Source organism: Microbispora sp. CA-102843 (assembly GCF_050936215.1).
GTDB lineage: Bacteria > Actinomycetota > Actinomycetes > Streptosporangiales > Streptosporangiaceae > Microbispora.
Genome location: NZ_JBNJNF010000001.1, coordinates 2,957,446 through 2,980,848 on the forward strand (window position 1 = coordinate 2,957,446; position 23,403 = coordinate 2,980,848).

Sequence of the window (23,403 nt, forward strand, 5' to 3'; positions counted from 1 at the left end):
GTGGACAACGCCCCGCGCCGTCCGCTGCCCGCCCAGCCGGAACCGTCGCGGGCGGTCCGGTCCAGTCTCCGGCAGGCGGCGCGGCGCAAGCCGCGGGCCGGCAGCGCCCACCACGCGGCCCCGGCCGGCCGGGCACGTCATCGCCCGGGTGTCACTCGGTGGGCGGGAGCCGCACGGCGGTGTACTGCCGCAGGTCGTCGCCGTCGAGCGGAGTTCCGGGAAGAGACGATCCCCGGTCGGCGCGCAGGCCGTCCAGCATGATCTCCACCACGCGCGTCATGGCCTGCTCGCCGGGCAGGTCCGGTGGCGTGTAGACGTGCAGGGTCATCAGGAGAGCGATGTCGCCGGGGCCGATGTCGGCGCGTAGCGCGCCGTCCGCCTGCGCCTGCTCGCTCATCCCCAGGACGGCGGCGATCACCCGCTGCCGCATCACGTGCAGGTCGGCGCCGACGCGCATCCGCTGGTGCAGGTGTGGTTCGAGCTTCGCCGGCAGCACGCCCAGCCGCAGCGCGACCGAGCCGCGCAGGAAGCGGCACAGCGCGTGCCAGGCGTCCGGCTCCTCGCGCCGGGCCGTCTCCGCCAGGTCCACAAGGCGGCGCAGGCTCTCCTCGCCGACCGCCCTGAGCAGCGCGTCCCGGTCGGGGAAGCGGCGGTAGAGCGTGCCGACGCCCACGCCGGCCCGGCGGGCGACCTCCTCCAACGGCACGTCGACGCCCTGCTCCAGGAACAATTCCTGGGCCGCGGCGACGATCAGGTCCCGGTTGCGGCGCGCGTCGGCGCGCAGCCCCTTCTCCACTGCCACCTCATCACGGGATCTGGACGATTTTCCTCCGGTTAGGATACCGTCGTATATGCGGAGGAAAATCTTCCGGTTAGGGGATATGCCATGAGCACAGTGCTCATCTCGGGGGCCGGGATCGCGGGGCCGACGCTGGCCTACTGGCTGGCGAGGCACGGATTCCGGGTCACGGTCGTGGAACGCGGGGGAAAGCCCCGGTCCAGCGGCAACCCGGTGGACGTCAGAGGGCCGGCCGTCACGGTCGCGGAACGGATGGGCGTCATGCCCCGGCTGCGCCGGGCCGCCACCGGCACGACCGGGGTCAGCTTCGTCGACGCGGCGGGCAGGCGGGTCGGCCGGATGGACATGCGCGCCGTGCAGCGGCCCGACGAGGTCGAGGTGCCGCGCGGCGACCTCGCGTCGATCCTGTACGAGGCGAGCCGCGACGACGCCGAGTTCCTCTTCGACGACTCCATCAGTGCGCTCGGCCAGGACGAGCACGGGGTGGACGTCACCTTCGAGCGCGCCGCCCCCCGCCGCTTCGACCTGGTGATCGGGGCCGACGGCCTCCACTCGGTGACGCGGCGCCTGACGTTCGGCCAGGAGGGGACACCGCAGAGCGGACTCGTGCGCCACATGGGCCTGTACGTCGCGACGATGCCGCTCGGCGACGGGGCGGCCGGGGCGGGCCGGGACATCCTCATGCACAACACGCCCGGCAAGGCGATCGCCGTCAATCCCAGGCCCGCAGGCGCGTTCTTCCTCTACCGCAGCCCGGCGGCGCCGGGGTTCGACCACCGCGACACCGAACAGCACAAGCGGATGCTGGCCGACGCCTTCGCGGACGTGTCCTGGCGGGCGCCGGAACTGCTCGAACGCGTGCGTGCCGCCGACGACCTCTACTTCGACTCCGTCAGCCAGGTGCGCCTGCCGCGCTGGTGGAAGGGCCGCGTCGCGCTTCTCGGCGACGCCGCGTCCTGCGTGTCGCTGTTCGGGGACGGTTCCACCCTGGCCATGGCCGGGGCGTTCACCCTCGCCGAGGCACTGGCCGCCCACTCCGGCGACCCCGGCGCGGCCTTCCGCCGATATGAGGCCGCGCACCGGCGCCTGGTGGACCCCAAGCAGCGGAACGTCGGGCAGGCGTCGGCGCTCCTGGCCCCCGCGACCCGAGGCGGCATCGTCGCCAGGAACCTGGCCACCCGCCTGTGGCCCGCCGTGGCCGCCGCCACCCGCCTCAAGCACGCGCTCGCGTGGTGAGGGCGGCGGGCCCGGCCGCCTATCTCAGAGGCCGGACGTCCGCCAGGTGGCGCCGGCGGCGGTGACGGCGAAGGCCTCGTAGCCGTCCAGTCCCTCCACCCACTCCCGGGCCGCGCCGCCCATGGCGAAGGCGGCGGTGGCGTACGCGTCCGCCAGGGTGAGGTCCGGCCCGATGACCGTCACCGAGGCCAGCTCGGTCGCGGGCCGGCCGGTGTGGGGGTCGATGACGTGCGCCCCGCGCTCCGCCGTGCCCGAGGTCGCCACGGCCAGGTCGTTGCCCGACACCACGGCGGCGAGGTCTCCCGGGCGGAGTGGGTGGGCGACGCCGACCCGCCAGGAACGGCCGGGGGCAGCGGCGCCGGACAGCCGCACGTCCCCGCCGCCGTTCACGCAGTGGTCGGCGGCCCCCGCCTCGCGCAGGACGGCCGAGGCCCGGTCGACCGCCCAGCCCTTGACGATGGCGGAGGGGTCGAGGCGGCCTCCCGGGTAGGCCGTGAAGTATCCGCGGGACTGGTCGCTCACCGATTCGCACATGCCCAGGACGTCGGCCACCTCCGGCGGGCAGTCGGCCAGGGTGATCTCGCCCCGGCCCAGCCGGCTGACCGGGCTGTCCGGCTTGTAGGTCGAGAAGACCTCGTCGACGTGGTGCAGCAAGGCCACCGCGTCCGCGAGGGCCGCCGCGACACGCTGCGCGGCGGCGTCATGGTGGCGTCCGTCGAAGTGGCGTCCGCCGAAGTGGCGTACGTCGAAGGAGAACACCGTGCCCATCACGTGCTCGACGTGGCGTGTCACAGGGCGGCCTTGTCGAGCGCGCTCTGCAGGGAGCGGATGTACCCGTCGCTGGTGTAGGTGGCGCCGGAGACCGTGTCGATCTGGGCGGACTGCGCCGACAGCGCCTCCTCGTTGAGGATCGGCAACGCCTCGTTGTTGATCTCGATGTCGCGGCGGTTGTTCGCGGGAGCCACCGGCACCTTGATGCCGGTCAGCTTCCCGCCGGAGACCACGATCTGCACCTGGACGGGCCCCCAGCGGGTGTCGGCGGAGTCGCCGGTGACGGTCTTCTCGCCGCTGGTGACGCCCGCGGTGGCGCCCTGCCCGGTCCACGCCGACCCGGAACCGGAGGAGTACTGGGAGCCCTCGCCTCCGGGCGGGGACCCCTCGTCGTCGTGGTGGCGGCCGAAGAAGCCGTCGCCCGGGCCCTGCTCGCTCTGGACGCGGCCGCCGTCGCCGGCGTCCCCGCCCTGGGTCACGGCGGCCGGACGCTCGGCCAGCGAGGTCACCTCGTGCGGTTTGAAGGACAGCAGCAGCACGAGACCGACGGCGGTCGCGAGCACGGCCAGAATGGCTCTGCGCATGGAACTCCCATCCAGGATGATCAGAATTCAAAAGATTCGCGGTGTATGCGGCGGTTCGGCACCCCGGCGGCCCGCAGGGCGGCGGTGACGGCGCTCGTCATCTCGGCCGGCCCGCAGACGTACACCTCGTGGCCGGGCAGGTCCGGCACCAGCTCGGCGAGCGTCGCGGGCGCGAACGGGTCGCCGATCACGGCACGGGGGCCGACACAGTAGTGCAGGGTCGCGCCGCGCGCCGTGGCGATCTCCTCGAGCTCGGCGCGGAACACCAGGTCCCGTTCGTCGCGCGCGCGGTAGAGGAGGGTCAGGTCGCCGGGGGCGGCCGGCACCGACTCGAACAGCGCGCGCAGCGGCGTGATGCCGACGCCTCCCGCGACGAGCAGCACCTTGCGCGCCCGGCGCCCGGTCGCGGTGAACGCGCCGTACGGCCCTTCGGCGAGCACCCGGGTGCCGGGCCGCAGGCCGGCGAGGGAGCGGCTCTGGTCGCCCAGGTCCTTGACCGTGATCCGCATCTCGCCCGCGCCGGGCGGGGCGGACAGCGAGTACGGGTTGGGGGACCACCACAGGTCCCTGGTCAGGAACCGCCAGCGGAAGAACTGGCCGGGCTCGGCCCGCAGCCGGTCCAGGCGCCGCCCGCTGACATACACCGAGACGACCCCCGGAGCCTCAGGCACCACCCGGGAGACCCTCAGGCGGTGCCGTACGGCCAGCCGTACGGGCGTGAGGAAGCGGTACCACGCGATCAGCGCCGCGACGCCCCAGTAGAGGACGTACCAGGAGGTGCGGGCCACCGGGGCCACGGCGAACTCCGCGCCCGTGGCGAGCTGGTGCCCGAAGGCCAGCCACGCGGCCAGATAGGTGTAGAAGTGCAGGTGGAACCACGTCTCGTAGCGCAGCTTCGGGCGGATCCTACGGGCGGAGACGACACCGACGCCCACGAGGAGCAGCAGCGCGACCGTGGCCTTCAGCACGTCGGGATAGGTGAGGTTCAGCGTCACCGTCTCGCTCACCACGTCGGTGCGGTCGGTCAGCGCGTAGCCCCAGATGATCAGCAGCATGTGCGCCACCGCCAGACCGACGACGTAGCGGCCGCCCATCGAGTGCCATCGGGCGAGCCGGTCGGAGCCGACGCCGCGCTCCAGCGCGGGGACCCGGGCCATCAGCGCCAGCAGCACGGCGATCGCGTATCCGGCGAGCAGTCCGGTGATGCGTCCCGCGTTCGTCAGCCAGTCGTCGAGGCCCGCGACGCTGGGCGTGTTCGCCCACCACATGCCGATGACCGCGACCACGCCCGCGGCGATGAGCGCCAGGACGGCCTCGGGGCGGGCGCGCACACTCCGTCGGGGCGGACGCGTGTGCCCGGTTGTCACCGCTGTCCCCGGGAATGTGGTGGTCACGGATGCCTCCTCGTCGTCATCACGTGACCCACCGTGCCAACCGAACCTCTTGTTTTCCTATGAACCGGGGCACCTGCGGACCATTCATAGGATTCTCTGAGGCGGCTCACAGGGTAGGCCCGGTGAGCGGGGAGGACCCTGTAACCATCATGCATAAGACTTCGAAAGGCCGGCCCGGCCTGGTCCGCCCCGACGGAAACCCCGTACGCGTCCTCGTGGTCGACGACGAGCCGGACCTCGTCGAGGTCCTCGGCGCGGTGCTGAAGTACGAGGGGTGGGAGGTGCGCACGGCGGGCGACGGGACGTCGGCCGTGCGGGAGGCACGGGAGTTCCAGCCCGACGCGGTGCTGCTTGACGTGATGCTGCCCGACTTCGACGGGCTGGAGGTGCTGCGCCGCCTGCGTGCCGAGGCCCCGGACGTGTGCGTGCTGTTCCTGACCGCGCGCGACGCGGTGGAGGACCGCATCGCGGGCATCACCGCGGGCGGGGACGACTACGTGACCAAGCCGTTCAGCCTGGAGGAGGTGCTCGCCCGGCTGCGCGGGCTGCTGCGCCGCGCCGGCATGGCGCGCAGCGCCGAGGGCGACCGGCTGGTGGTGGGCGACCTGATGATGGACGAGGACGCCCGCGAGGTGACCCGCGACGGGGAGCTGATCGAGCTCACGCCGACCGAGTTCGAGTTGCTGCGCTTCCTCATGCGCAACCCCCGGCGCGTGCTGAGCAAGGCGCAGATCCTCGACCGCGTCTGGTCGTACGACTTCGGCGGGCAGGCGCACGTGGTCGAGCTGTACATCAGCTACCTGCGCAAGAAGATCGACGCCGGCCGCAGGCCGCTGATCCACACGGTGCGGGGCGTGGGATACGTCCTGCGGCCGTGATCGGGCCGCCGTGACCGGCCCGCCGCGCCGGGCGGCGCCGCGTACGCGCCTCCGCCTTCGCCTGGCGCCGACCACGCTGCGGGCCCGCCTGGTCGTGGGCACGCTGGTGCTGCTCGTGCTCGCCTGCGCGGCGGCCGGGGCGGCCTCGTCCCTCCTGCTCGAACGGTTCATGGTCGAACGGCTGGACCAGCAGCTGTCCATGACGGCCGGGCGCTTCGCGGCGAGCCTGGCCCACGAGGAGCGCGAGCACGGATACCCGCGCGATCCGTACGGCGGGCGCGGGGACTCGCGCGGCCAGGCGTCCGGCACCCTGGGCGTGCTCGTGCGGGACGGCCAGGTGGGTGTGCCCGCGGTGGTGGGCCGGGCCGACCCGGTGCTGTCGGCGGCGGACCAGAAGGCGCTGGCCGCCGTCCCGTCCGACGGGCTCGGGCACACGGTGGAGCTGTCCTCCGGCGGTCTCGATGACTACCGGGTGATGGCCGTCCCCAACCCCGACGGGGAACTGCTCGTCACCGGCCTGCCGCTGGACGACGTGCGGGCCACCGTGCAGCGCCTGCAGATGGCCGAGATCGGGGTGTTCGCCGTCGTCGTGCTCGTGACCGGGATCGCCGGGGCCGTCTGGGTGAGGCTGTCGCTGCGCCCGCTCGACCGGGTCGCGGCCACGGCCCGGCGCGTGGCCCGCCTGCCGCTCGCCGACGGAGAGGTGGCGCTGCCCGAGGGGGTGCCCGACGAGGACCCCCGCACCGAGATCGGCCAGGTGGGGGAGGCGTTCAACCGCATGCTCGGCCACATGGGGCGGGCCCTCGCCCGCCGCCACGCCAGCGAGCAGCGGATGCGCACCTTCGCCGCCGACGCCAGCCACGAGCTGCGCACCCCGCTCGCCACCGTCCGCGCCCACGTCCAGCTCGCCCGGCGCGACGAGGAGGCCGTCCCCGGCGGCGTACGGCACGCGCTGGAACGCATCGACGCCGAGTCGGCCCGCATGGGCACGCTCGTGGACGACCTGCTGCTGCTGACCCGGCTCGACGCCGGCCGCCCGCTGGCGCGCGAGGAGGTCGACCTGACCCGCCTGGCCATCGACGCCACCGGCGACGCCCGCGCCTACGGGCCCGACCACCGCTGGAGACTCGACCTGCCCGAGGAGCCGGTCAGCGTGCCCGGGGACCCCGACCGGCTCCACCAGGTGGTGGCCAACCTGCTGGGCAACGCACGCGCGCACACCCCGCCCGGCACGACCGTCACCGTCGCCTTGCACCTGCCCGGCCCGGACAAGGTGGAGCTGACCGTGACCGACGACGGTCCCGGCATCCCCGAGGACCTGCAGGGCGAGATCTTCGAACGGTTCGTCCGCGCCGACAAGGCCCGCAGTCGCGCCTCGGGCGGCAGCGGCCTGGGACTCGCGATCGTCAAGGCGGTGGTGGCGGCCCACGGCGGCACCGTCGACGTCGAGAGCCGTCCCGGCCGTACGGCGTTCCGCGTCATGCTGCCCGCCGAGTGACGTTGTGCTGCCCTCGGCCGATGTGTTCCAGGGGGTGCCGCGAAACAAATGTTGCATATGAGGAATACTTAGGCGTTGGGGGGGCAGGGGGGTCCTTTCTCAGCGGAGGTCCCTCCGCGACAAGAGAGGTGTTGCAATGACCGCGACCGCTACCGAGCGCCGCAGCGCTGACGGGCTTCCTCATCCGTGGCCTGACGACCTCTACGAGGTCAGGTGTGACAGGGAGAGCCCGTACACCGGTAGCCGTGACCGCTACCACTACGCCAAGAACGCCGTGGAGTCGGCGAAGGCGCTGGAGAGAGCGGGGCTCGCCCGCCGCGTCGTGGTCGTCAGGCTGGCGGACGAGACCGTCATCTACGACCGTGTCGGCGATGTGAACCTGCCTCCTGAGTCGTGGTGATCCTGCATGGCGTGGCCTGACATGTCCGGTCGCGTTCAGTTCGTATAACGGAAGACGACGATCCCCCGGGAGTTTGTCCCGGGGGATCGCCTGTGTCTGTCGGCCGCCACCCGGCGGTCAGACGGGCGTGCAGGTCATGTCGGGGGCCTTTCCACCGCCCAGGCGGGCGGCGAGTCCGAAGACGGTCGAGCCGCCGATCGGCAGGTTCCCGTTGTAGCTCTCGTTGCCGAACGCGTACGTGCCGACGACGCCGATCACCGGGAGGGGCACGGCTCCCCACACCTGGGTGACGACGCTGCCGTCGGTGTAGCGCCACGACACACGCCAGCCGTTGATCGCAGACGAACCGGTGTTGGCCACGGTGACCTGCCCGAGCGCGGTGGCGTCCCGGGTCCCTGGCCATGTGCTGGTGATCGTGTAGCTCGCCGCGCAGCCGATCGAGTCCGCGGCCGCCGGAACGGCCGTGATCCCCGCGGACGCCAGGACCAGGGCTGCCGTGGTGATCGTCTTCCTGATCATCGATCTCCCCTTCTCGGCACTGACTTGGATGCCCGCCTTCCCCAGAGAGGGGTCCGTCTGGGGAAGGCGGGTGACTGGGGCGAGCCCGGGAGCGCGGGCTACGCGGGGGTGCAGGTGACGGACGAAGGGGCGGTGCCCGACCCGGTGCCGGTGAAGCCGAAGCTCGTGGTGGCGCCGGCGCTCAGGTCGCCGTTCCAGGACAGGTTCTTCACCGTGACGTTCGACCCGCTCTGGCTGACGGTGCCGCTCCAGAGCTGGGAGACGGTCTGGCCGTCCGGGAACGACCAGCCCACCGTCCAGCCGGAGACGGCCGCGGTGCCGGAGTTGCGCACGGTGACGTCCGCCTGGAAACCGCCCTGCCACGAGTTGGTCACCTTGTACGTGGCGGTGCACGCCTTGCCGGTCACCGGCGACGGGCTGGGCGACGGCGACGGGGACGGGGAGGCCGAGGGGCTGGGCGAGGCGGACGGTGACGGTGACGGGGACGGGGACGGGGACGGCGAGACCGAGGGGCTGGGCGACGGGGACGGCGAGACCGAGGGGCTGGGCGACGGGGACGGCTCGGTCCCGGGCGCGTTGCCCCAGATCTTGGTCGATCCCGAGTACAGCGTCATGTTCTGCACCGTCACCGGGGTGGAACCGGGGGTCGTCGGCACGCCGGTGTACGACCAGTCGTTCGACGGGTCCCACGAACCGGAGCTGGCGATGCGGAACTGCACCTCACGCCGCGACTCCGACTGCCCCTGCGGGGCGATGACCTGGCCGGAGCAGTCGACCGTGACGTAGTAGACCTTGCCGGAGAACTGCGTGGGCCCGGTCGGCGGCTTGCACTGGTTGTAGTTGGCCGTCAGCGTGATCTGGCTCGGCGTGGTGTCGCCGTCGAGGGTGAAGTAGTAGCGGAACGACCCGTCGGACAGCGCGCGGGCGGGCCAGGCCGAGTGGTTGTAGACCATCGTCTTGATCTCGGTGAAGTTCTGGCCGGTGGCGTTGAGCGACGCCTGGAGGTAGATCTCCGGGCCGTCGGGGGTCTCCGCGACCGGGAAGTTCGCCAGCGGCGTGCCGCCGTACTCCTTGTAAAGCCGCACCAGCGCGCTGGTGAAGCCGGCGTTGTAGTCGGTGGCGACCTCGTTCATCGTGTAGTCGGCCCGGCTGTCGGTGTAGGCGTCGTCGGCCGACTTGGGACCGCCGACCAGCGCGCCGTACAGGATGTGCCGGCTCTGCTCCGGCTCGCCGTTCAGGTTGTTGGTCCAGGTGCCGTGCGCGGTCCGGTGGTGCGGGTTGCGCGGCGGGTTGGTCCCGAAGCCGATTTCGTACGACGACTTGCGCGGGTTGTCGCCGAGCGCGTAGTTGATCTGCCGTACGGCGAAGTCGTGGTAGCGGGCCTTGCGGGTGGCGTCGGTCAGCCAGTCGCTGTAGTCGAGCGCGACGAACGCGGTGTTGGCGGCGTAACGCAGCGAACCCCACGAGTCGAGCACGGCCTGGCCGCCGGGGGAGTAGTTCACCTTCTGCCCGTTGACGCCGACCGTCCACCAGTCGAGCCACCGGTTCGCGTCGTCGGCGTACTGCTGCTTGCCGGTCAGCTTGGCCAGCAGCGCGTAGCAGCCGTACGACTTGTCGTCCCAGGCGATCGTCCACTTGTACGACCTGGTGGTCGACTGCGGCTCGGTGCCGAGGTTGGCGTAGTACGACTCCGCCTTGGCGAGGTAGGAGGAGTCGCCGGTGGCGCGGTAGAGCCAGATGGCGCCCCACACCAGCTCGTCGTTGTACCCGCTCCAGGACTTGTAGAAGTTGGCCGCGTCGGTGATGCAGTCGCTGTACTTGCCCCGCACGGTGTCGGCGAACGTGTACAGCTGCTTGGCGTGGGTGAGGAGCTTGTCGGCGTACGCCGCGTCGGTGGGCCGGAAGACCATCGAGGAGGCCGCCATCGCGGCCGCCGTCTCACCGGCCAGGTCGGACCCGGCGCACGAGGAGTCGATCTTGTAGGCGGGCCTGCTCATCGGCAGCACCTCGGCCGCCCCCCACCAGGCGTGGTCGGGGTTGCCGCTGCCGACCTGGCCGTACAGGACGTTGGGGGAGGGGTGCGCCTTGACGAAGTAGTCGTTGACGAAGCGCAGGCTGTTGAGCAGGTAGGTGAGCTGCCCCGACGAGGCGTAGGCGTCGCGGTAGTCCACCGCGCCCCACGCGAGCATCGTCGTGCTGAACGCCATCGGCAGGCCGAACTTGACGTGGTCGCCGGCGTCGTACCAGCCGCCGGTCAGGTCCAGGCCGGCGTCCTTGCCGTCGTTCAGCGCAGAGTCGCCGCGCCAGGTGACGCGGTTGGTGGACGGCAGCTTGCCGGACTGCTGGGCCTCGTAGAAGAAGAGCGACTTCTGCAACGCCTCGCCGTAGTTGAACGCCGGGGCCGCGGAAGCCGACATGGGGACCGCGGCCGGGACGACCGCGGTGGAGATGATCAGCGCCGCCAGTGCCGGGAACGTACGCCGCATGAAGATGTGCCTCGCATAGGTGGGGGGTCGGGGGCGCGGCGGCGGGTCAGGCGCCGCCGCGCCCCGGCTACTTGGGGTGCGGTGAAGGGTCAGGCGACACCGCACCCCGGCTTACGGGGACCCGCTCAGCCGTTGGGGAAGAGCAGGCCGTACTGTCCGAGCGCGGTGGCCACGTCGGCCTGCGCCCAGAAGCGGTGGTAACGGAAGACCGGCGCCGATCCGCCGTTCAGGTACGACTGGACCTTCGACCAGTCCGGGTCGTTCTTGTACCAGGACCGGATGGAGATGAAGGTCGAGTTGCTGTTGATCGGGTCGCCGTTCGGCATCTTGCCGGTCCAGCCGGACGGCACGTAGATCGGGTCGTCGAGACGGTTGTAGTCGGTGCGGGTCTCGGGGATCGAGACGCCCTTGGCGTCCTGGTTGTTCTTCCAGATGCCGTCGAGCAGCGCCTTGGCCGTGCTCTTGGCCTGGGCGTGGTTCGCCTTGGCCGCGTAGAACATCAGCGCCTTGGCGTACGAGCCGGCGACGCCGATGTCGTTGGTGTAGTCGGCGATGGTCACGTGCAGGCCGGTGTTGGCCGGCGGCATGCCCGGGCCGCTGAAGCTGGCGTCCGGCTGGCCGGTCCAGTGCAGCGTCGACGGGATCTGGAAGGTGCCGTCGGAGTTCACCGTGGTGCCGGAAAGCGCCCAGGTGACCCACTTGTCGAGCACCGCCTTGGCGTCGGCGTTGCCCGTGGCGTAGTAGTACTCGGCCACGCGCTCCATCGACCACGCCTGGAAGCCGAACCACTGGTTGGACGGCGGGTCGTGGTAGACCGGCTCCCAGTCATAGGCCATGCCGAAGAACTTCGGCAGCCCCGACGGCGGGGCGGCGTAGTGGCCCTCCCAGCTGTTGGTCGCGCCACCGGCGATGGCGCCCTCGGCCGACTGCAGCCACTTGTAGAACTGGATCTGCCGGGTGAGGCTGGTCGACCAGTCGGTGACGGCGGTCGTGCCCTTGGGCTTCAGCGCGTTCACGTTCGACAGCGCCCAGGCCGCCATCGGGTTCTGGTAGCCGCCGTGGTTGTGGCTCGAGCCGATGCGCCAGGCCCAGCCGGCCGACGTGTCGGTCGCGCCGCCCCAGGCGTAGTACCAGGACAGCAGGTAGTTCGACGCGTTCTTGCCGGTGCCCGCGGGGCAGGAGGTGCTGGTGCAGCCCGACTGCTTGAAGTACTTGTCGTACATGGCGTAGCGCAGGTAGTCGCCCATCTTCGCGGCGTTGGCCACGGAGGTGGAGATCTGCGACTGCTTGCCCTGCTCGGTCGCCCAGGTCAGCGCCCAGTAGGCGGCCTGGACGGCGCGGGCGTCGGCGTCCGGCGCGTTGGTGTACTTCCACTGCTTGGCGTAGCTGCTGTCGCCGGTGAACAGGTCGAGGTACCCGTTCGGGCCGCCGAACTTGAAGGTGTCGCACGACGGCTGCGGAATGGTCTCGAAGACCGACTCCTCGGGCCCGCGCTGGTAGGTGTTGATGTACGCCGGCTTGGTGGTGCCGTCGCCGCAGCGGCCGTAGCCGTAGGTGTTGTCGACGTCCAGCAGCCAGTGCATGCCGTAGATGTCGGAGGTGCCGTAGGCGGACTTCAGCTCGCCCGCGATCGGGTCGCTGCCGACGCTGACGCTGTTGTCGAGCCTCGACGGGTACTGGCTGATGTCGTTCCACTCACCCGCGTACGTCGCCGGCTTGCTGGCGTCGTACTTGTCGTTGGTGGGCTGGTCGGCGTGCGACGGGATGATGTACTTCTCCATCGTCGTCCACGCGGTGTTGAACTTCGTCCAGTCACCGGTGATCTTGCCGTACATCGCCTCCAGCCACAGGTAGTAGCTGAACGCCTCGGACGTCGTCTCGTGGCCCTGGTCGGGAGCCTCCACGAGCAGCGTCTCGACCGAGTGGTACGGCACGCCCTGGGGCGAGAAGTACCCGTTGGCCGGGTCGTGGATCTTGTTGTACATCGTCATGAAGTTCTTGACGTACTGGTTGTCCGTGCCCGGCGAGGGACTCGTCGACGGCGACGCGGACGGCGACGGCGACGGGCTGGCGGACGGGCTGGCGGACGGGCTCGGCGAGGGCGAGCGGGACGGGCTGGCGGAGGGGCTCGGGGAGGGCGACGGGGACGGGCTCTGGCTCGGAGCCGCCCCGCAGTTCACCCCGTTCACGGAGAACGAGGTGGGCGCGTTGTTGCTGCCGTTCCACGATCCGTTGAATCCGATGTTGGTCGACGCGCCGGTCGCGAGGCTGCCGTTCCACGACATGCTCGTGGCCGTGACGTTCGCGCCGCTCTGGCTCCAGTTGGCCGACCAGCCCTGCTGGATGGTCTGGCCGTTCGGGAAGCTGAACTTGAGGGTCCAGCTGCTGATCGGGTCGCCCAGGTTCTTGACGTCGATGCTGGCCGTGAAACCGCCGGGCCAGGAGTTCGCCGCGTACTTCACGTCGCAGGCCACGGCCGCGGACGCGGGGGCCTGCGCCAGTCCGACGAGGACGCCACCGGACACGGCGGCGGCCGCCAACAGGGCGATGCGTCTCCGCGATTGTGGGAGCGCTCCCGTACTCAGAGCTCTCGTTCGCATTTGTGGAGGGTCTCCAAAGCAGGTTGGGGTGGGAGCATCGGGTGAAGAAATGCCAGGTAGCGGATTTCGTGGCCGATGCGGGCAAGGGTAGATCTGAACCGATACGATGGGAGCGCTCCCACCTCAGGATTGTGGATTGGGCCCCCGGTATGTCAATGACGGGTTGCCGACGCCTCACCCGGCGGCCCCGCCGGGCGGTGAGCCGGGGCCCCTTGCTGGCCTTTTGCCCGCCTCTGACAGATGTGGCGCTATTTCATAACTGAAACTTTCACGTGTAACAGCCGGGCCGTTCACCCCGCCGAGGCCCGTGGTTAGGGCTCTCGGCTGCGGGTAGGCGCTTCCCAACCCTGGAAGGGAGGCAGGCCATGACCATCCAGAAGGAGTCGCTGTCCACGGGCGAACTCGTCCGCAGGCTGTCCGAGGACGTCTCCCGGCTGATCCGCGATGAACTGCGGCTGGCGCGGCTGGAAATGACTCGCAAGGGCAAACGCGCGGGCATGGGCGCGGGCCTGCTCGGCGCCGCCGGTCTCATCGCGTTCTACGGCGGAGGAGCCCTCGTGGCCACGGCGATCCTGGCGCTCGCGCTCGTGCTGCCCGCCTGGGCCAGTGCCCTGATCATAGGCGCCGCGCTGTTGGCGCTCGCCGGGCTGATCGCCCTGGTGGGCAAGGAGCAGGTGTCCCGCGCGGCGCCGCCCACTCCCGACGAGGCGATGCGCAGCCTCAAAGCAGACATCGACGTCATGAAGGAGAGTGCGCGCAGATGACCGAGACCGATCCCGGAGCGGCCCGGCCGAACGCCGGGTCCGTGGGTGTGCACAGACAGGACGTGTCCGAGCCGGTCACCGAGCCGGAGTCGCTGAACGCCGTACGGCAGTCGCGGCCCGGCCCCGAGCCCGTCGCCGCGGCCCGGGACACCGAGACCAGACGGGAACACGAGGGGAAGGGGCACGACGAGATCGCCGAGGTCCGCCAGGAGATCGAGCGGACCCGCGACCATCTCGGCGACACGATCGAGGCCCTGGCCGCCAAGGCCGACGTGAAGGCGCGGGCGCAGGAACGCGTGCACGCGACCACCGCGGCCGCGCGGGCCAGAGTGGCCGGCGTCACCGGGCGCGTACGCGAGGCCACGCCGGAGCCGTTGCGCGGAGCCGCCGGCAGGGTCGGCGAGCAGGCGAAGCGTCGTCCCGGCCTGATCGTCGCCGCCGGAGCCGCGGGCACCGCGCTGCTGCTGCTCCGCCAGATCACCCGGAACCGGGGCCGTACGACGAGGCCCGCCGTGTCCGGCATGTTCCAGAAGCCGGGCATCTCCGGCAAGACAGGCATCTCCGGCAAGACAGGCATCTCCGGCAAGACGGGCATGCCGCAGATCCGCAGCTTCGGCAGAGCCCGCATGGGCCGGGGGATGTTCGGCGCCTCCGGCAAGATCGGCATGCCGCGCGGCGGGCCCCGGATGTTCGGCGCCAAGACCAGATTCGGCGGCATCGGCCCGTTCGGCGGCAAGGGCGCGTTCGGCGGGAAGAGAACGCTCGGCGGGATGAGCATGTTCGGCCGCAAGAGCATGTTCGGCGGGACGAGCATGCGCGGCGTGTTCGGCCGGCCCCGCATGTTCGGCGGTCGCCGGATGTTCCCGCAGGCACGTCGCACGCTCATGCGGAGGTTCGCTCACCGATGACCGACCCCGAGGACGAGCAGGGGCCGCTGGAGAGGCTGTCGCGCCGCGACTGGATCGGAGTCGTCAAGCGCACGGCCAAGGAGTTCAAGGAGGACAACGTCCCCGACTGGGCGGCCTCGCTGACGTACTACGCCGTCCTCTCGATCTTCCCCGGGCTCATCGTGCTGGTGTCGATACTCGGCCTGCTGGGGCAGAGTGCCACCGACCCGCTGCTCGGGAACATCAAGTCGCTGACGCCGGGGCCGGTCCAGCAGATGCTGCAGACCGGCCTCGCCAACGTCCAGCAGCACCAGGGCACCGCCGGGGTATTCGCGATCACGGGTCTGCTGCTCGCGCTGTGGGCGGCCTCCGGCTACATGGGGGCGTTCATCCGGGCGACCAACGCGATCTTCGACATCCGGGAGGGCCGTCCGTTCTGGAAGGTGACCCCGCTCCGGGTGGGGCTGACACTCCTGCTGGTGATCCTGATGGCGGCCTCCGTGCTCGCCGTCGCCTTCACCGGCCGCCTCGCCGAGATCGCGGGGAACCTGCTCGGCCTCGGGCCCGCCGCGGTCACCGTGTGGGGCATCGTGAAGTGGCCGGTCCTCGTGCTGCTCGCGGCGGGAATGATCACCCTGCTCTATTACGCCGCGCCCAACGTCCGCCAGCCGGGCGTGCGGTGGCTCAGCCCCGGCAGCCTGTTCGCCGTCGTGGCCTGGGTCGTGGTGTCCGCCGGCTTCGGGCTGTACGTCGCGCGGTTCGGCTCCTACAACAAGACGTACGGCACGCTCGCGGCCGTGGTCGTCTTCCTCGTCTGGCTGTGGCTGTCGAACGTCGTCATCCTCAGCGGCGCGGAACTCGACGCCGAACTCCAGCGCGGTCGCAGGATCGCCGAAGGCGAGTCCCCCGCGGAGCCGTACGTCGACCCCCGTGTTCCCCCGAAGAACCCCGAGCCCGAGGAGGGCCTGGGCGAGGCCCCCGTGACACGGCGTGAAGCGCGCCAGGAAGCCGATGCGCCGTGAGGCGGTGCCCCGGAGCTGATCCAGAATAGTATTCTGGTGTGACGGTCCATGAAGCCCGTATCGGGCGCTACTACGAGGACTTCGTGGTCGGCGACGTCTACCAGCACCCGCTCGGCCGGACGATCAGCGAGGCCGACAACACCTGGTTCACGCTGCTGACGATGAACACCAACCAGAACCACTTCAACGCGCACTTCGCCGCTCGGGCTCCGGTCGGAAAGATCATCGTGAACTCGGGTCTCTCGGTGGCGATCGTGCTCGGGCTGTCGGTCATCGACGTCAGCCAGACGGCCATGATGAACCTCGGCTGGGACGAGATCCGGCTGACCCACCCGGTCTTCGTGGGCGACACGCTGTACGCCGAGTCGATCGTGGTGGACAAGCGCGAGTCGAAGTCCCGGCCGTACGCCGGCATCGTCACCTGCCGCACCCGGGGCCTGAACCAGGACGGGGACGAGGTGATGTCGTGGCGGCGCGCGGTGATGGTCTACAAACGCGACGCGCCACACGACAAGGGGTACTTCCCGCGTGCCAAGACCGGCCCGATGGAGGCGTGATGGACTTCGACCTGAACGAGGAGCAGCGGCTGTTCCGGCAGACGCTGCGGGAGTTCGTGGACAAGGAGATCGTCCCCGTCGCGTCCGAGTGGGAGCGCACCGGCCGCTATCCGGAGGAGATCGTCCGGCGGTTCGCGCAACTGGGACTGTTCGGCCTCACCATCCCTGAGGAGTACGGCGGGCTCGACCTCGACCGGGTGTCGTTCGCCCTCGTCTTCGAGGAGATCGCCCGGGGCTGGATGGGCGTGGCGGGGGTGCTCGGCTCCCACTCCCTGTCCACGTGGATGATCGCCAAATACGGCACCGAGGAGCAGCGCCGCCACTACCTGCCCGACCTGGCCACCGGCGCCCGCCGTACCGGGATCGCGCTGACCGAGCCGGGCGCGGGCACCGACCTGCAGGGCATCGCCACCCGGGCGGTTCTTGACGGCGACCACTACGTCGTCACCGGGACCAAGACCTGGATCACCAACGCGCGGCACGCCGACCCGCTGCCCGTCCTGGTGAAGACCTCGATCGAGACGCCCGCCCACCGCGGGATGTCGGTGCTGCTGGTCGATGCCGGCAGCGAGGGCCTGACCGTCAGCCGCGACCTGCCCAAGCTGGGCTACAAGGGCACCGAGACGTGCGAGGTCGTCCTCGACGGCGTGCGCGTGCCGGCGTCGCGGCTGCTCGGCGGCGTGGAGGGGCGCGGCATGCAGCAGGTGCTGTCGGCGCTCGAACTCGGCCGCCTCAACATCGCCGCCCGGGCCGTCGGCGTCGCGCAGTGCGCCTACGACGCGGCTCTGAGCTACGCCCGCGAACGGCACGCGTTCGGGCAGCCGATCTCCGACTTCCAGGCGATCCAGCTCAAGCTGGCCGACATGGCGACCGAGATCCAGGCGGCCAGGCTCATGACGTACTGGGCGGCTGTGCGGTCGGAGGCGGGGCCGGTGCGCAGCGAGGCCGCGATGGCGAAGTACTTCGCCTCGGAGGTGGCGCTCAGGGCGACGATGGAGGCGATGCGGGTCCACGGCGGGTACGGCTACTCGCAGGAGTTCGTGGTCGAGCGCCTTTACCGGGACGCGCCGCTCATGGCGATCGGCGAGGGCACCAACGACGTGCAGCGGCTGATCATCGCCAAGGCCCTCGTCGAGGGCGACGCCACGCTCGGCTGGTGACCGTGGACGGCTGCCTGTTCTGCGAGATCGCGGCGGGGGAGCGGCCCGCCCACGTGGTGCTGGACGACGAGGTCGCGGCGGCCTTCCTCGACACCCGGCCGGTGTTCAAGGGACACGTGCTCGTCGTGCCGCGCGCCCACGTCGAGACCCTGCCGGACCTTCCGGCGGACGAGGTCGGGCCGTTCTTCGCCCGGGTCCAGGCCGTCGCGCGGGCGGTCGAGGCGGGCACCGGCGCGGCCGGCACGTTCGTCGCGATGAACAACCGGATCAGTCAGAGCGTGCCCCACCTGCACGTCCACGTCGTGCCACGCAACCGCAAGGACGGCCTGCGCGGCTTCTTCTGGCCTCGGGTCAAGTACGACGGCGACGCCGAGATCGAGGACTACACCGCTCGCATCCGCGCCGCGCTTTGAATCTACAACGTAAAGGGCAACGCATGGACTTCCTCCGCACCCCCGACGAACGCTTCGCCGACCTGCCCGGCTTCCCCTACGAACCCCGCTACGCCGAGGTGACCGGCGGCGCCCGGATGGCGTACGTCGAGGCGGGCCCCGCGGACGGCCCGCCGGTGCTGCTGCTGCACGGGGAGCCGAGCTGGTCGTTCCTCTACCGGCACGTGATGGCCGTGCTGGCCGAGGCGGGCTGCCGGGCCGTCGCCCCCGACCTGGTGGGCTTCGGCCGGTCGGACAAGCCGTCCCGCCCCGAGGACCACACGTACGCCCGGCACGTGGAGTGGGTGCGGTCGCTCGCCTTCGACGCGCTCGACCTGCGCGGCGTGACGCTGGTCGGCCAGGACTGGGGCGGCCTCATCGGACTGCGGCTCGTGGCCGAGCACCCGGACCGCTTCGCCCGAGTCGTCGCCGCCAACACCGGCCTGCCGACCGGCGACATCCCGATGCCCGAGGTGTGGCACCGCTTCCGGGAGGCCGTCGAGAAGGCGCCCGTGCTCGACATCGCCCGGTTCATCCAGTCGGGCTGCGTCACCAGGCTGCCCGAGCCCGTACGGCGGGCCTACGACGCGCCGTTCCCCTCGGAGGAGTTCAAGGCGGGGCCGCGGGCGATGCCGGGCCTGGTGCCGATCACCCCCGACGACCCGGCCGCTCCCGCCAACCGCGCCGCCTGGCAGACCCTCGTCACCCTCGGCCTGCCGTTCCTCGTCGCGTTCTCCGACCGCGACCCCATCACCGGCGGGATGGCGCCGATCCTGAAGAAGTCCATGCGCGGCGCGGCCGGGCTCGACCACCCCGTCTTCGCCGGCGCCGGCCACTTCCTGCAGGAGGACGCGGGCCGTGAGCTGGGCGAGGCCGTCGCCGCCTTCGTCCACGAGACGGCCGCCCGGTAGGTCCGGGTCTCCTGCCGCCCCACCGTTCACCTCGCTCGCCTCGCGGGCACCGGTTACCTCGGATACCGCATCAACAATGTGGCCGCGGTCAGCTCCCTCGACTGGGGCTGGATGAAGATGTACGTCCGCGGCTCGACCGACGGCTGGTTCGAGGATCTCCGCGGCGACGGCGAGTGGTACTACTACCCGGCCAACCACGACATCACCCAGATCTGCGTTCACTGCTGAATCCACTCACTCAACGGCGGAACACCGCGCTTCGGCCCGTCCGGGTTCGCCCCCGGGGGCCGGGCGCATCGCCCTCGCTCGGCTCGGGAGTAGGCTGCGGCGGCGTGGAACCGGTCGTCACCGCGCTCGTCGTCGCCGTCCTCGTCGCCGTGCCGGCGGTCGTGCTGTGGCGGGTGCTGCGCGGCCGGCGGGACCTCGGCAGCAGCCCCGCCGAGCGGGCGACGTTCGAGACGCTGCACACCGCGTCGCTGGCCGCGCCGCCGCTGCGCGCCGGGCTCACCCAGGCCGGGGCGCTGAAGGCGTCGCGGCACCTGCGCGAGCTGCTCGGCTCCCCGGCCATCGCCATCACCAACGGCGAGGAGCTGCTCGTCTACGACGGCGTGGGCGACCACCACGCGGCCGGGGCGTTCGAGCACGCCGCGGAGACGCTGAAGGACGGCCGCACCCAGGTGCTCGCGCTCGACTGCGGGCGGCCCGAGTGCCCCGTCAGGCACGCCGTCGTCGTCCCGCTCACCACCGACGACCGTGTCGTCGGCTCGCTCGCGGCGTACGGCGACCACGCCTCGGCGGGGCTCGTGCGGGCGGCGCAGGAGGTCGCGCGGTGGGTCGACTCCCAGCTGGAGCTGGCCGAGCTCGACCGCTCCCGGACGATGCTGATGGAGGCGGAGGTCCGGGCGCTGCGGGCGCAGATCTCGCCCCACTTCATCTACAACTCGCTGACCACCATCGCGTCGTTCGTCCGCACCGACCCCGAGCGGGCCAGGGAGCTGCTGCTGGAGTTCGCCGACTTCACCCGCTACTCCTTCCGGCGGCACGGCGACTTCACCACGCTGGCCGAGGAACTGCGCTCGATCGACCGCTACCTCACGCTCGAGCGGGCCAGGTTCGGCGATCAGCTCCAGGTCACGCTGCGCATCGCGCCGGAGGTGCTGCCCGTGGCCGTGCCGTTCCTGTGCCTGCAGCCGCTGGTGGAGAACGCCGTACGGCACGGCCTGGAGGCCAAGCCGGGCGTGGGCCGCATCACGATCGTCGCCGAGGACGCGGGCGCGGAGTGCGGCATCACCGTCGAGGACGACGGCGTCGGCATGGACCCAGAACGGCTGCGGCGGGTGCTCGCCGGGGAGGACCGCTCGGGCGCGGGCGGCATCGGCGTGGCCAACGTGGACGAGCGGCTGCGCCAGGTCTACGGCGACGAGTACGGTCTCGTGGTGGAGACTGGCGAGGGAGCCGGCACCAAGGTCACCGTGCGGGTCCCCAAGTATCACCCCGGGGTCTCCCTCCACTGACACCGTCTCGTGACAACGGGAGGCGTTGACTTACTGACGTTGTGGTCATCACTCTCTAGGGGATCGGTCGGTGAAAGGGGTGATCGTGAGCGGTCTGCGGGTTCTGGCGGTGGACGACGAGCAGCCCGCGCTGGAGGACGTCGCCTACCTGCTGCGCGCGGATCCCCGCATCGGCGACGTGCTCACCGCCCGCGACGGGGCCGCCGCGCTCCGGCTGCTCGACCGCGCCATCGCGGACGGCAGGCCGGTGGACGCGGTCTTCCTCGACATCCGCATGCGCGGGCTCGACGGGGTGGTGCTGGGCCGGCTGCTGACCCAGTTCACCCGCCCACCGAAGATCGTTTTCGTCACCGCGTACGAGGACCACGCCGTGGACGCCTTCGAGCTGAAGGCCGAGGACTACCTGCTCAAGCCCGTACGGCCGGAGCGGCTGGCCGAGGCGATCCGCCGGGTGTGCGGCAGCCGGGGCGAGCCGGGGGAGGGGCCGCAGGCGGACACGATCCCGGTCGAGCTGGGCGGCGTCACCCGGTTCGTGGCGAGCACGGAGGTGCGCTACGTCGAGGCGCAGGGCGACTACGCGCGGCTGCACACGGCGACCGGCAGCCACCTGGTCCGCATCCCGCTGGCCACGCTGGAGGAACGGTGGGCGTCGGCCGGGTTCCTGCGCGTCCACCGCAGTCACCTCGTCGCGGTCAAGCACATCGACGAGCTGCACATCGACTCGGGCAAGTGCGTGGTGCGGGTGGGGGACACCGAGATCCCGGTGAGCCGCCGCCACACCAGGGAGCTGCGCGACCTGCTCGTCCGCCGGGCCCGCAGGGGCCAGGCCCGGTGAGCGGACGGTGAGGGCGCGATGACCGGCAAGCCCCGCAGGGCGGCGGCGACCGGCACGCGCGGACAGGGCGAGGGGGCGGCGACGGGCGGCAAGCCCCGCAGGGTGGTGGTGACCAGCCCGCGCACGGCGGCGGCCCGCAGGCCACGGCACCCGCTCACCCGGGAGATCGACGAGCAGACCCGCCTGGGTGAGGTCTACATGGGCTCCCTGGTGCGGACCCAGTTCCGCCTGGCGTTGTTCGTGTGCAGCCTGCTGGCCTGCCTCGTGGGCGGATTGCCGCTGCTGTTCCTGCTGGCCCCCGAGCTGCGCGCGGCCGAGGTGTTCGGGCTGCCGCTGCCGTGGGTCGTGCTCGCGGGGCTGATCTACCCCGCGTTCGTCGTCGGGGCCTGGCTGTACGTGCGGCAGGCCGAGCGCAACGAGCGCGACTTCGCCGACCTCGTGGAACGCCGATGAGGACGGTACGCCGGTGAGGACGGTATGCCGTTGAGGGCGGTGCGCGGATGAGGACGGTGCGCGGGTGAGCCAGATCGCCGCGGTCGTCCTGGTGATGCTGGCGACCGTCCTCATCGGCGCGTTCGGCATCCGGGTGTCCCGCACCACGTCGGACTTCTACGTCGCCTCCCGCACGGTCTCGCCCCTGTGGAACGCCTCGGCCATCGGCGGGGAGTACCTGTCGGCGGCCTCCTTCCTCGGCATCGCGGGGCTGATCCTCACCTTCGGCGCGGACATGCTGTGGCTGCCGGTCGGCTGGACCGGCGGCTACCTCGTGCTGCTGGTGCTGGTGTCGGCGCCGCTGCGGCGGTCGGGGGCGTACACGCTGCCCGACTTCGCCGAGGCGCGGCTGGAGTCGATGGCGGTGCGGCGGCTGTCGAGCGTGCTCGTTGTGCTGATCGGCTGGCTCTACCTCATGCCGCAGTTCCAGAGCGCCGGGCTGGTCTTCCGTACGATCACCGGGGCGCCGCCGTGGACGGGCAGCCTGCTGGTGGCGGTGGTGGTCGCGACCAACGTGCTGTCGGGCGGCATGCGGTCGATCACGTTCGTCCAGGCGTTCCAGTACTGGCTGAAGCTGACGGCGCTGGCGGTGCCGCTGGCGTTCATGCTGGTGGCCTGGTGGTCCGACGGAACGCCCGGCCTCGCCCCGGGGGACGAGTGGGTGCTGCCGCTCCACGGCCGCGACCATCCGGTCTACGAGACGTACTCGCTGATCCTGGCGACGTTCCTCGGGACGATGGGGCTGCCGCACGTGCTCGTCCGCTTCTACACCAACCCGGACGGCCGGGCCGCCCGCCGAACCACGCTCGTCGTGCTGACGCTGCTCGGCGCCTTCTACCTGATGCCCGCCGTGTACGGCTACCTCGGCCACGTCTACGGCATGCCGGAGAGCGACACCGTGGTCATCGCGCTGCCGGGACGGCTGGTCGGCGGGCCGGTGGGCGAGTTCCTGACCGCGCTGGTGATCGCGGGGGCGTTCGCGGCGTTCCTGTCGACCTCGTCGGGGCTGACGGTGTCGGTCGCCGGGGTGATCGCGCAGGACATCCTGCGTGGCGGGGTGCGCGCGTTCCGGGTCGCGACCGTGCTCGCGGTGCTCGTGCCGTTCGCGCTGGCGGGCGTGGCCCGGTCGCTGCCGGTGGCGACCGTGGTGGGACTGGCGTTCGCCGTGGCCGCCTCGTCGTTCTGCCCGCTGCTCGTGCTCGGCATCTGGTGGCGCAGGCTGACGACGGCGGGGGCGATGGCCGGGCTGCTGGCCGGGGGAGGGCTGGCCTGCGCGGCGGTCGTGGTCACGATCATCGGCGGCCCGCACACCGGCTGGGCGGGGTCGCTGCTGGCGGAGCCGGCGGCCTGGACGGTGCCCGTGTCGTTCACGGTCATGGTCGTGGTGTCGCTGCTGACGCCGTCGCGGGTGCCGCGCGGCGTGGCGCGCACGATGGTCCGCCTGCACACGCCGGAGACGCTGAACGTCGACCGCGGCGACTGGCACCCGCGTTTCATGTAACGGGATGGCATGACCGCTCGGCGCGTGCAATCGACCACTCGTCGCACGGATGCGCCATGTGAACGAGCGGGCGGTACGGCTGGGCGACTCGGCGGCCCCCGGGGCTCGTCGGCGCACACGGCGCACTCCTACGTTGAAGTGATCCAGATCACTTGCCGAAGGAG

At 71.4% G+C, this 23,403-nt stretch carries 23 protein-coding genes; 16 read left to right on the plus strand and 7 right to left on the minus strand.

Going from position 1 to position 23,403, the window contains the following annotated elements; translation table 11 throughout:
- Positions 1-151 precede the first annotated feature (151 nt).
- The gene (locus ACQEVJ_RS13890) at positions 152-802 is read right to left on the minus strand and encodes a TetR/AcrR family transcriptional regulator (protein WP_433100869.1); all 651 of its coding nucleotides are present in this window, start codon (positions 800-802) and stop codon (positions 152-154) included.
- An 84-nt stretch (positions 803-886) separates the two neighbouring features.
- Here ACQEVJ_RS13890 and ACQEVJ_RS13895 point away from each other — a divergent pair, with 84 nt between their 5' ends.
- On the plus strand, positions 887-2,035 hold the full coding sequence (locus ACQEVJ_RS13895; RefSeq protein WP_433100871.1) for an FAD-dependent monooxygenase: 1,149 nt from the start codon (positions 887-889) through the stop codon (positions 2,033-2,035).
- A gap of 24 nt (positions 2,036-2,059) precedes the next feature.
- Here ACQEVJ_RS13895 and ACQEVJ_RS13900 read toward each other — a convergent pair whose 3' ends face one another.
- From ACQEVJ_RS13900 to ACQEVJ_RS13910, 3 genes are read right to left on the minus strand one after another with little or no spacing between them, the layout of a single operon-like run.
- Positions 2,060-2,827: an FAD:protein FMN transferase gene (locus tag ACQEVJ_RS13900; RefSeq protein ID WP_433100873.1), complete on the minus strand. Its 768-nt coding sequence runs from the start codon at positions 2,825-2,827 to the stop codon at positions 2,060-2,062.
- Positions 2,824-3,390: an FMN-binding protein gene (locus tag ACQEVJ_RS13905; RefSeq protein WP_433100875.1), complete on the minus strand. Its 567-nt coding sequence runs from the start codon at positions 3,388-3,390 to the stop codon at positions 2,824-2,826. The genes ACQEVJ_RS13900 and ACQEVJ_RS13905 overlap by 4 nt, the downstream gene beginning before the upstream one ends.
- Positions 3,391-3,410: 20 nt before the next feature.
- Positions 3,411-4,784: a ferredoxin reductase family protein gene (locus ACQEVJ_RS13910; protein WP_433100877.1), complete on the minus strand. Its 1,374-nt coding sequence runs from the start codon at positions 4,782-4,784 to the stop codon at positions 3,411-3,413.
- Positions 4,785-4,933: 149 nt separating this feature from the next.
- Between ACQEVJ_RS13910 and ACQEVJ_RS13915 the strand changes: the two genes are divergently transcribed.
- The 3 genes from ACQEVJ_RS13915 to ACQEVJ_RS13925 all read left to right on the plus strand — a co-directional run bounded on the left by ACQEVJ_RS13915 (position 4,934) and on the right by ACQEVJ_RS13925 (position 7,560).
- The gene (locus tag ACQEVJ_RS13915; protein WP_433100879.1) at positions 4,934-5,662 is read left to right on the plus strand and encodes a response regulator transcription factor; all 729 of its coding nucleotides are present in this window, start codon (positions 4,934-4,936) and stop codon (positions 5,660-5,662) included.
- 10 nt (positions 5,663-5,672) lie between these two features.
- Entirely contained in the window at positions 5,673-7,160 is a 1,488-nt protein-coding gene (locus tag ACQEVJ_RS13920; RefSeq protein WP_433100881.1) for a sensor histidine kinase, read from the plus strand.
- A gap of 136 nt (positions 7,161-7,296) precedes the next feature.
- A complete protein-coding gene (locus ACQEVJ_RS13925) occupies positions 7,297-7,560 on the plus strand; it encodes a hypothetical protein (RefSeq protein ID WP_433100883.1) in 264 nt (87 codons plus the stop codon).
- A 117-nt stretch (positions 7,561-7,677) separates the two neighbouring features.
- On the opposite strand, the gene ACQEVJ_RS13930 is transcribed toward ACQEVJ_RS13925, so the two are convergent.
- From ACQEVJ_RS13930 to ACQEVJ_RS13940, 3 genes are all read right to left on the minus strand, one after another.
- Complete coding sequence (locus ACQEVJ_RS13930) at positions 7,678-8,079, minus strand: cellulose binding domain-containing protein (protein ID WP_433100885.1); 402 nt, start codon at positions 8,077-8,079, stop codon at positions 7,678-7,680.
- Between the two features lie 98 nt (positions 8,080-8,177).
- On the minus strand, positions 8,178-10,565 hold the full coding sequence (locus tag ACQEVJ_RS13935; RefSeq protein WP_433100887.1) for a glycoside hydrolase family 9 protein: 2,388 nt from the start codon (positions 10,563-10,565) through the stop codon (positions 8,178-8,180).
- 125 nt (positions 10,566-10,690) lie between these two features.
- Complete coding sequence (locus ACQEVJ_RS13940) at positions 10,691-13,105, minus strand: glycoside hydrolase family 48 protein (RefSeq protein ID WP_433100889.1); 2,415 nt, start codon at positions 13,103-13,105, stop codon at positions 10,691-10,693.
- A 425-nt stretch (positions 13,106-13,530) separates the two neighbouring features.
- Between ACQEVJ_RS13940 and ACQEVJ_RS13945 the strand changes: the two genes are divergently transcribed.
- From ACQEVJ_RS13945 to ACQEVJ_RS14000, 12 genes are all read left to right on the plus strand, one after another.
- The gene (locus tag ACQEVJ_RS13945) at positions 13,531-13,929 is read left to right on the plus strand and encodes a phage holin family protein (protein ID WP_193203215.1); all 399 of its coding nucleotides are present in this window, start codon (positions 13,531-13,533) and stop codon (positions 13,927-13,929) included.
- Positions 13,926-14,837 carry a DUF3618 domain-containing protein gene (locus ACQEVJ_RS13950; RefSeq protein ID WP_433100892.1) on the plus strand — a complete coding sequence of 304 codons (912 nt, stop codon included), beginning with the start codon at positions 13,926-13,928 and terminating at the stop codon, positions 14,835-14,837. The genes ACQEVJ_RS13945 and ACQEVJ_RS13950 overlap by 4 nt, the downstream gene beginning before the upstream one ends.
- Complete coding sequence (locus ACQEVJ_RS13955) at positions 14,834-15,838, plus strand: YihY/virulence factor BrkB family protein (protein WP_433100894.1); 1,005 nt, start codon at positions 14,834-14,836, stop codon at positions 15,836-15,838. Before ACQEVJ_RS13950 ends, ACQEVJ_RS13955 begins: the two co-directional genes overlap by 4 nt.
- Positions 15,839-15,876: 38 nt before the next feature.
- The gene (locus ACQEVJ_RS13960) at positions 15,877-16,395 is read left to right on the plus strand and encodes a MaoC family dehydratase (protein WP_433100896.1); all 519 of its coding nucleotides are present in this window, start codon (positions 15,877-15,879) and stop codon (positions 16,393-16,395) included.
- Positions 16,395-17,555, plus strand: coding sequence for an acyl-CoA dehydrogenase family protein (locus ACQEVJ_RS13965; protein WP_433100898.1), 1,161 nt, complete (start codon positions 16,395-16,397; stop codon positions 17,553-17,555). The genes ACQEVJ_RS13960 and ACQEVJ_RS13965 overlap by 1 nt, the downstream gene beginning before the upstream one ends.
- Entirely contained in the window at positions 17,552-17,968 is a 417-nt protein-coding gene (locus ACQEVJ_RS13970) for an HIT family protein (protein ID WP_433100900.1), read from the plus strand. The genes ACQEVJ_RS13965 and ACQEVJ_RS13970 overlap by 4 nt, the downstream gene beginning before the upstream one ends.
- 23 nt (positions 17,969-17,991) lie before the next feature.
- Positions 17,992-18,897: a haloalkane dehalogenase gene (locus tag ACQEVJ_RS13975; RefSeq protein WP_433100902.1), complete on the plus strand. Its 906-nt coding sequence runs from the start codon at positions 17,992-17,994 to the stop codon at positions 18,895-18,897.
- A gap of 78 nt (positions 18,898-18,975) precedes the next feature.
- A complete protein-coding gene (locus ACQEVJ_RS13980; RefSeq protein WP_433100904.1) occupies positions 18,976-19,125 on the plus strand; it encodes a hypothetical protein in 150 nt (49 codons plus the stop codon).
- Positions 19,126-19,229: 104 nt separating this feature from the next.
- Entirely contained in the window at positions 19,230-20,411 is a 1,182-nt protein-coding gene (locus tag ACQEVJ_RS13985; protein ID WP_433100906.1) for a sensor histidine kinase, read from the plus strand.
- Between the two features lie 85 nt (positions 20,412-20,496).
- Positions 20,497-21,246, plus strand: a complete 750-nt coding sequence (locus ACQEVJ_RS13990; protein ID WP_433100908.1) for a LytR/AlgR family response regulator transcription factor — start codon at positions 20,497-20,499, stop codon at positions 21,244-21,246.
- Positions 21,247-21,264: 18 nt separating this feature from the next.
- Positions 21,265-21,699, plus strand: a complete 435-nt coding sequence (locus tag ACQEVJ_RS13995; RefSeq protein WP_433100910.1) for a hypothetical protein — start codon at positions 21,265-21,267, stop codon at positions 21,697-21,699.
- 64 nt (positions 21,700-21,763) lie between these two features.
- A complete protein-coding gene (locus tag ACQEVJ_RS14000) occupies positions 21,764-23,239 on the plus strand; it encodes a cation acetate symporter (protein ID WP_433100912.1) in 1,476 nt (491 codons plus the stop codon).
- Positions 23,240-23,403 lie beyond the last annotated feature (164 nt).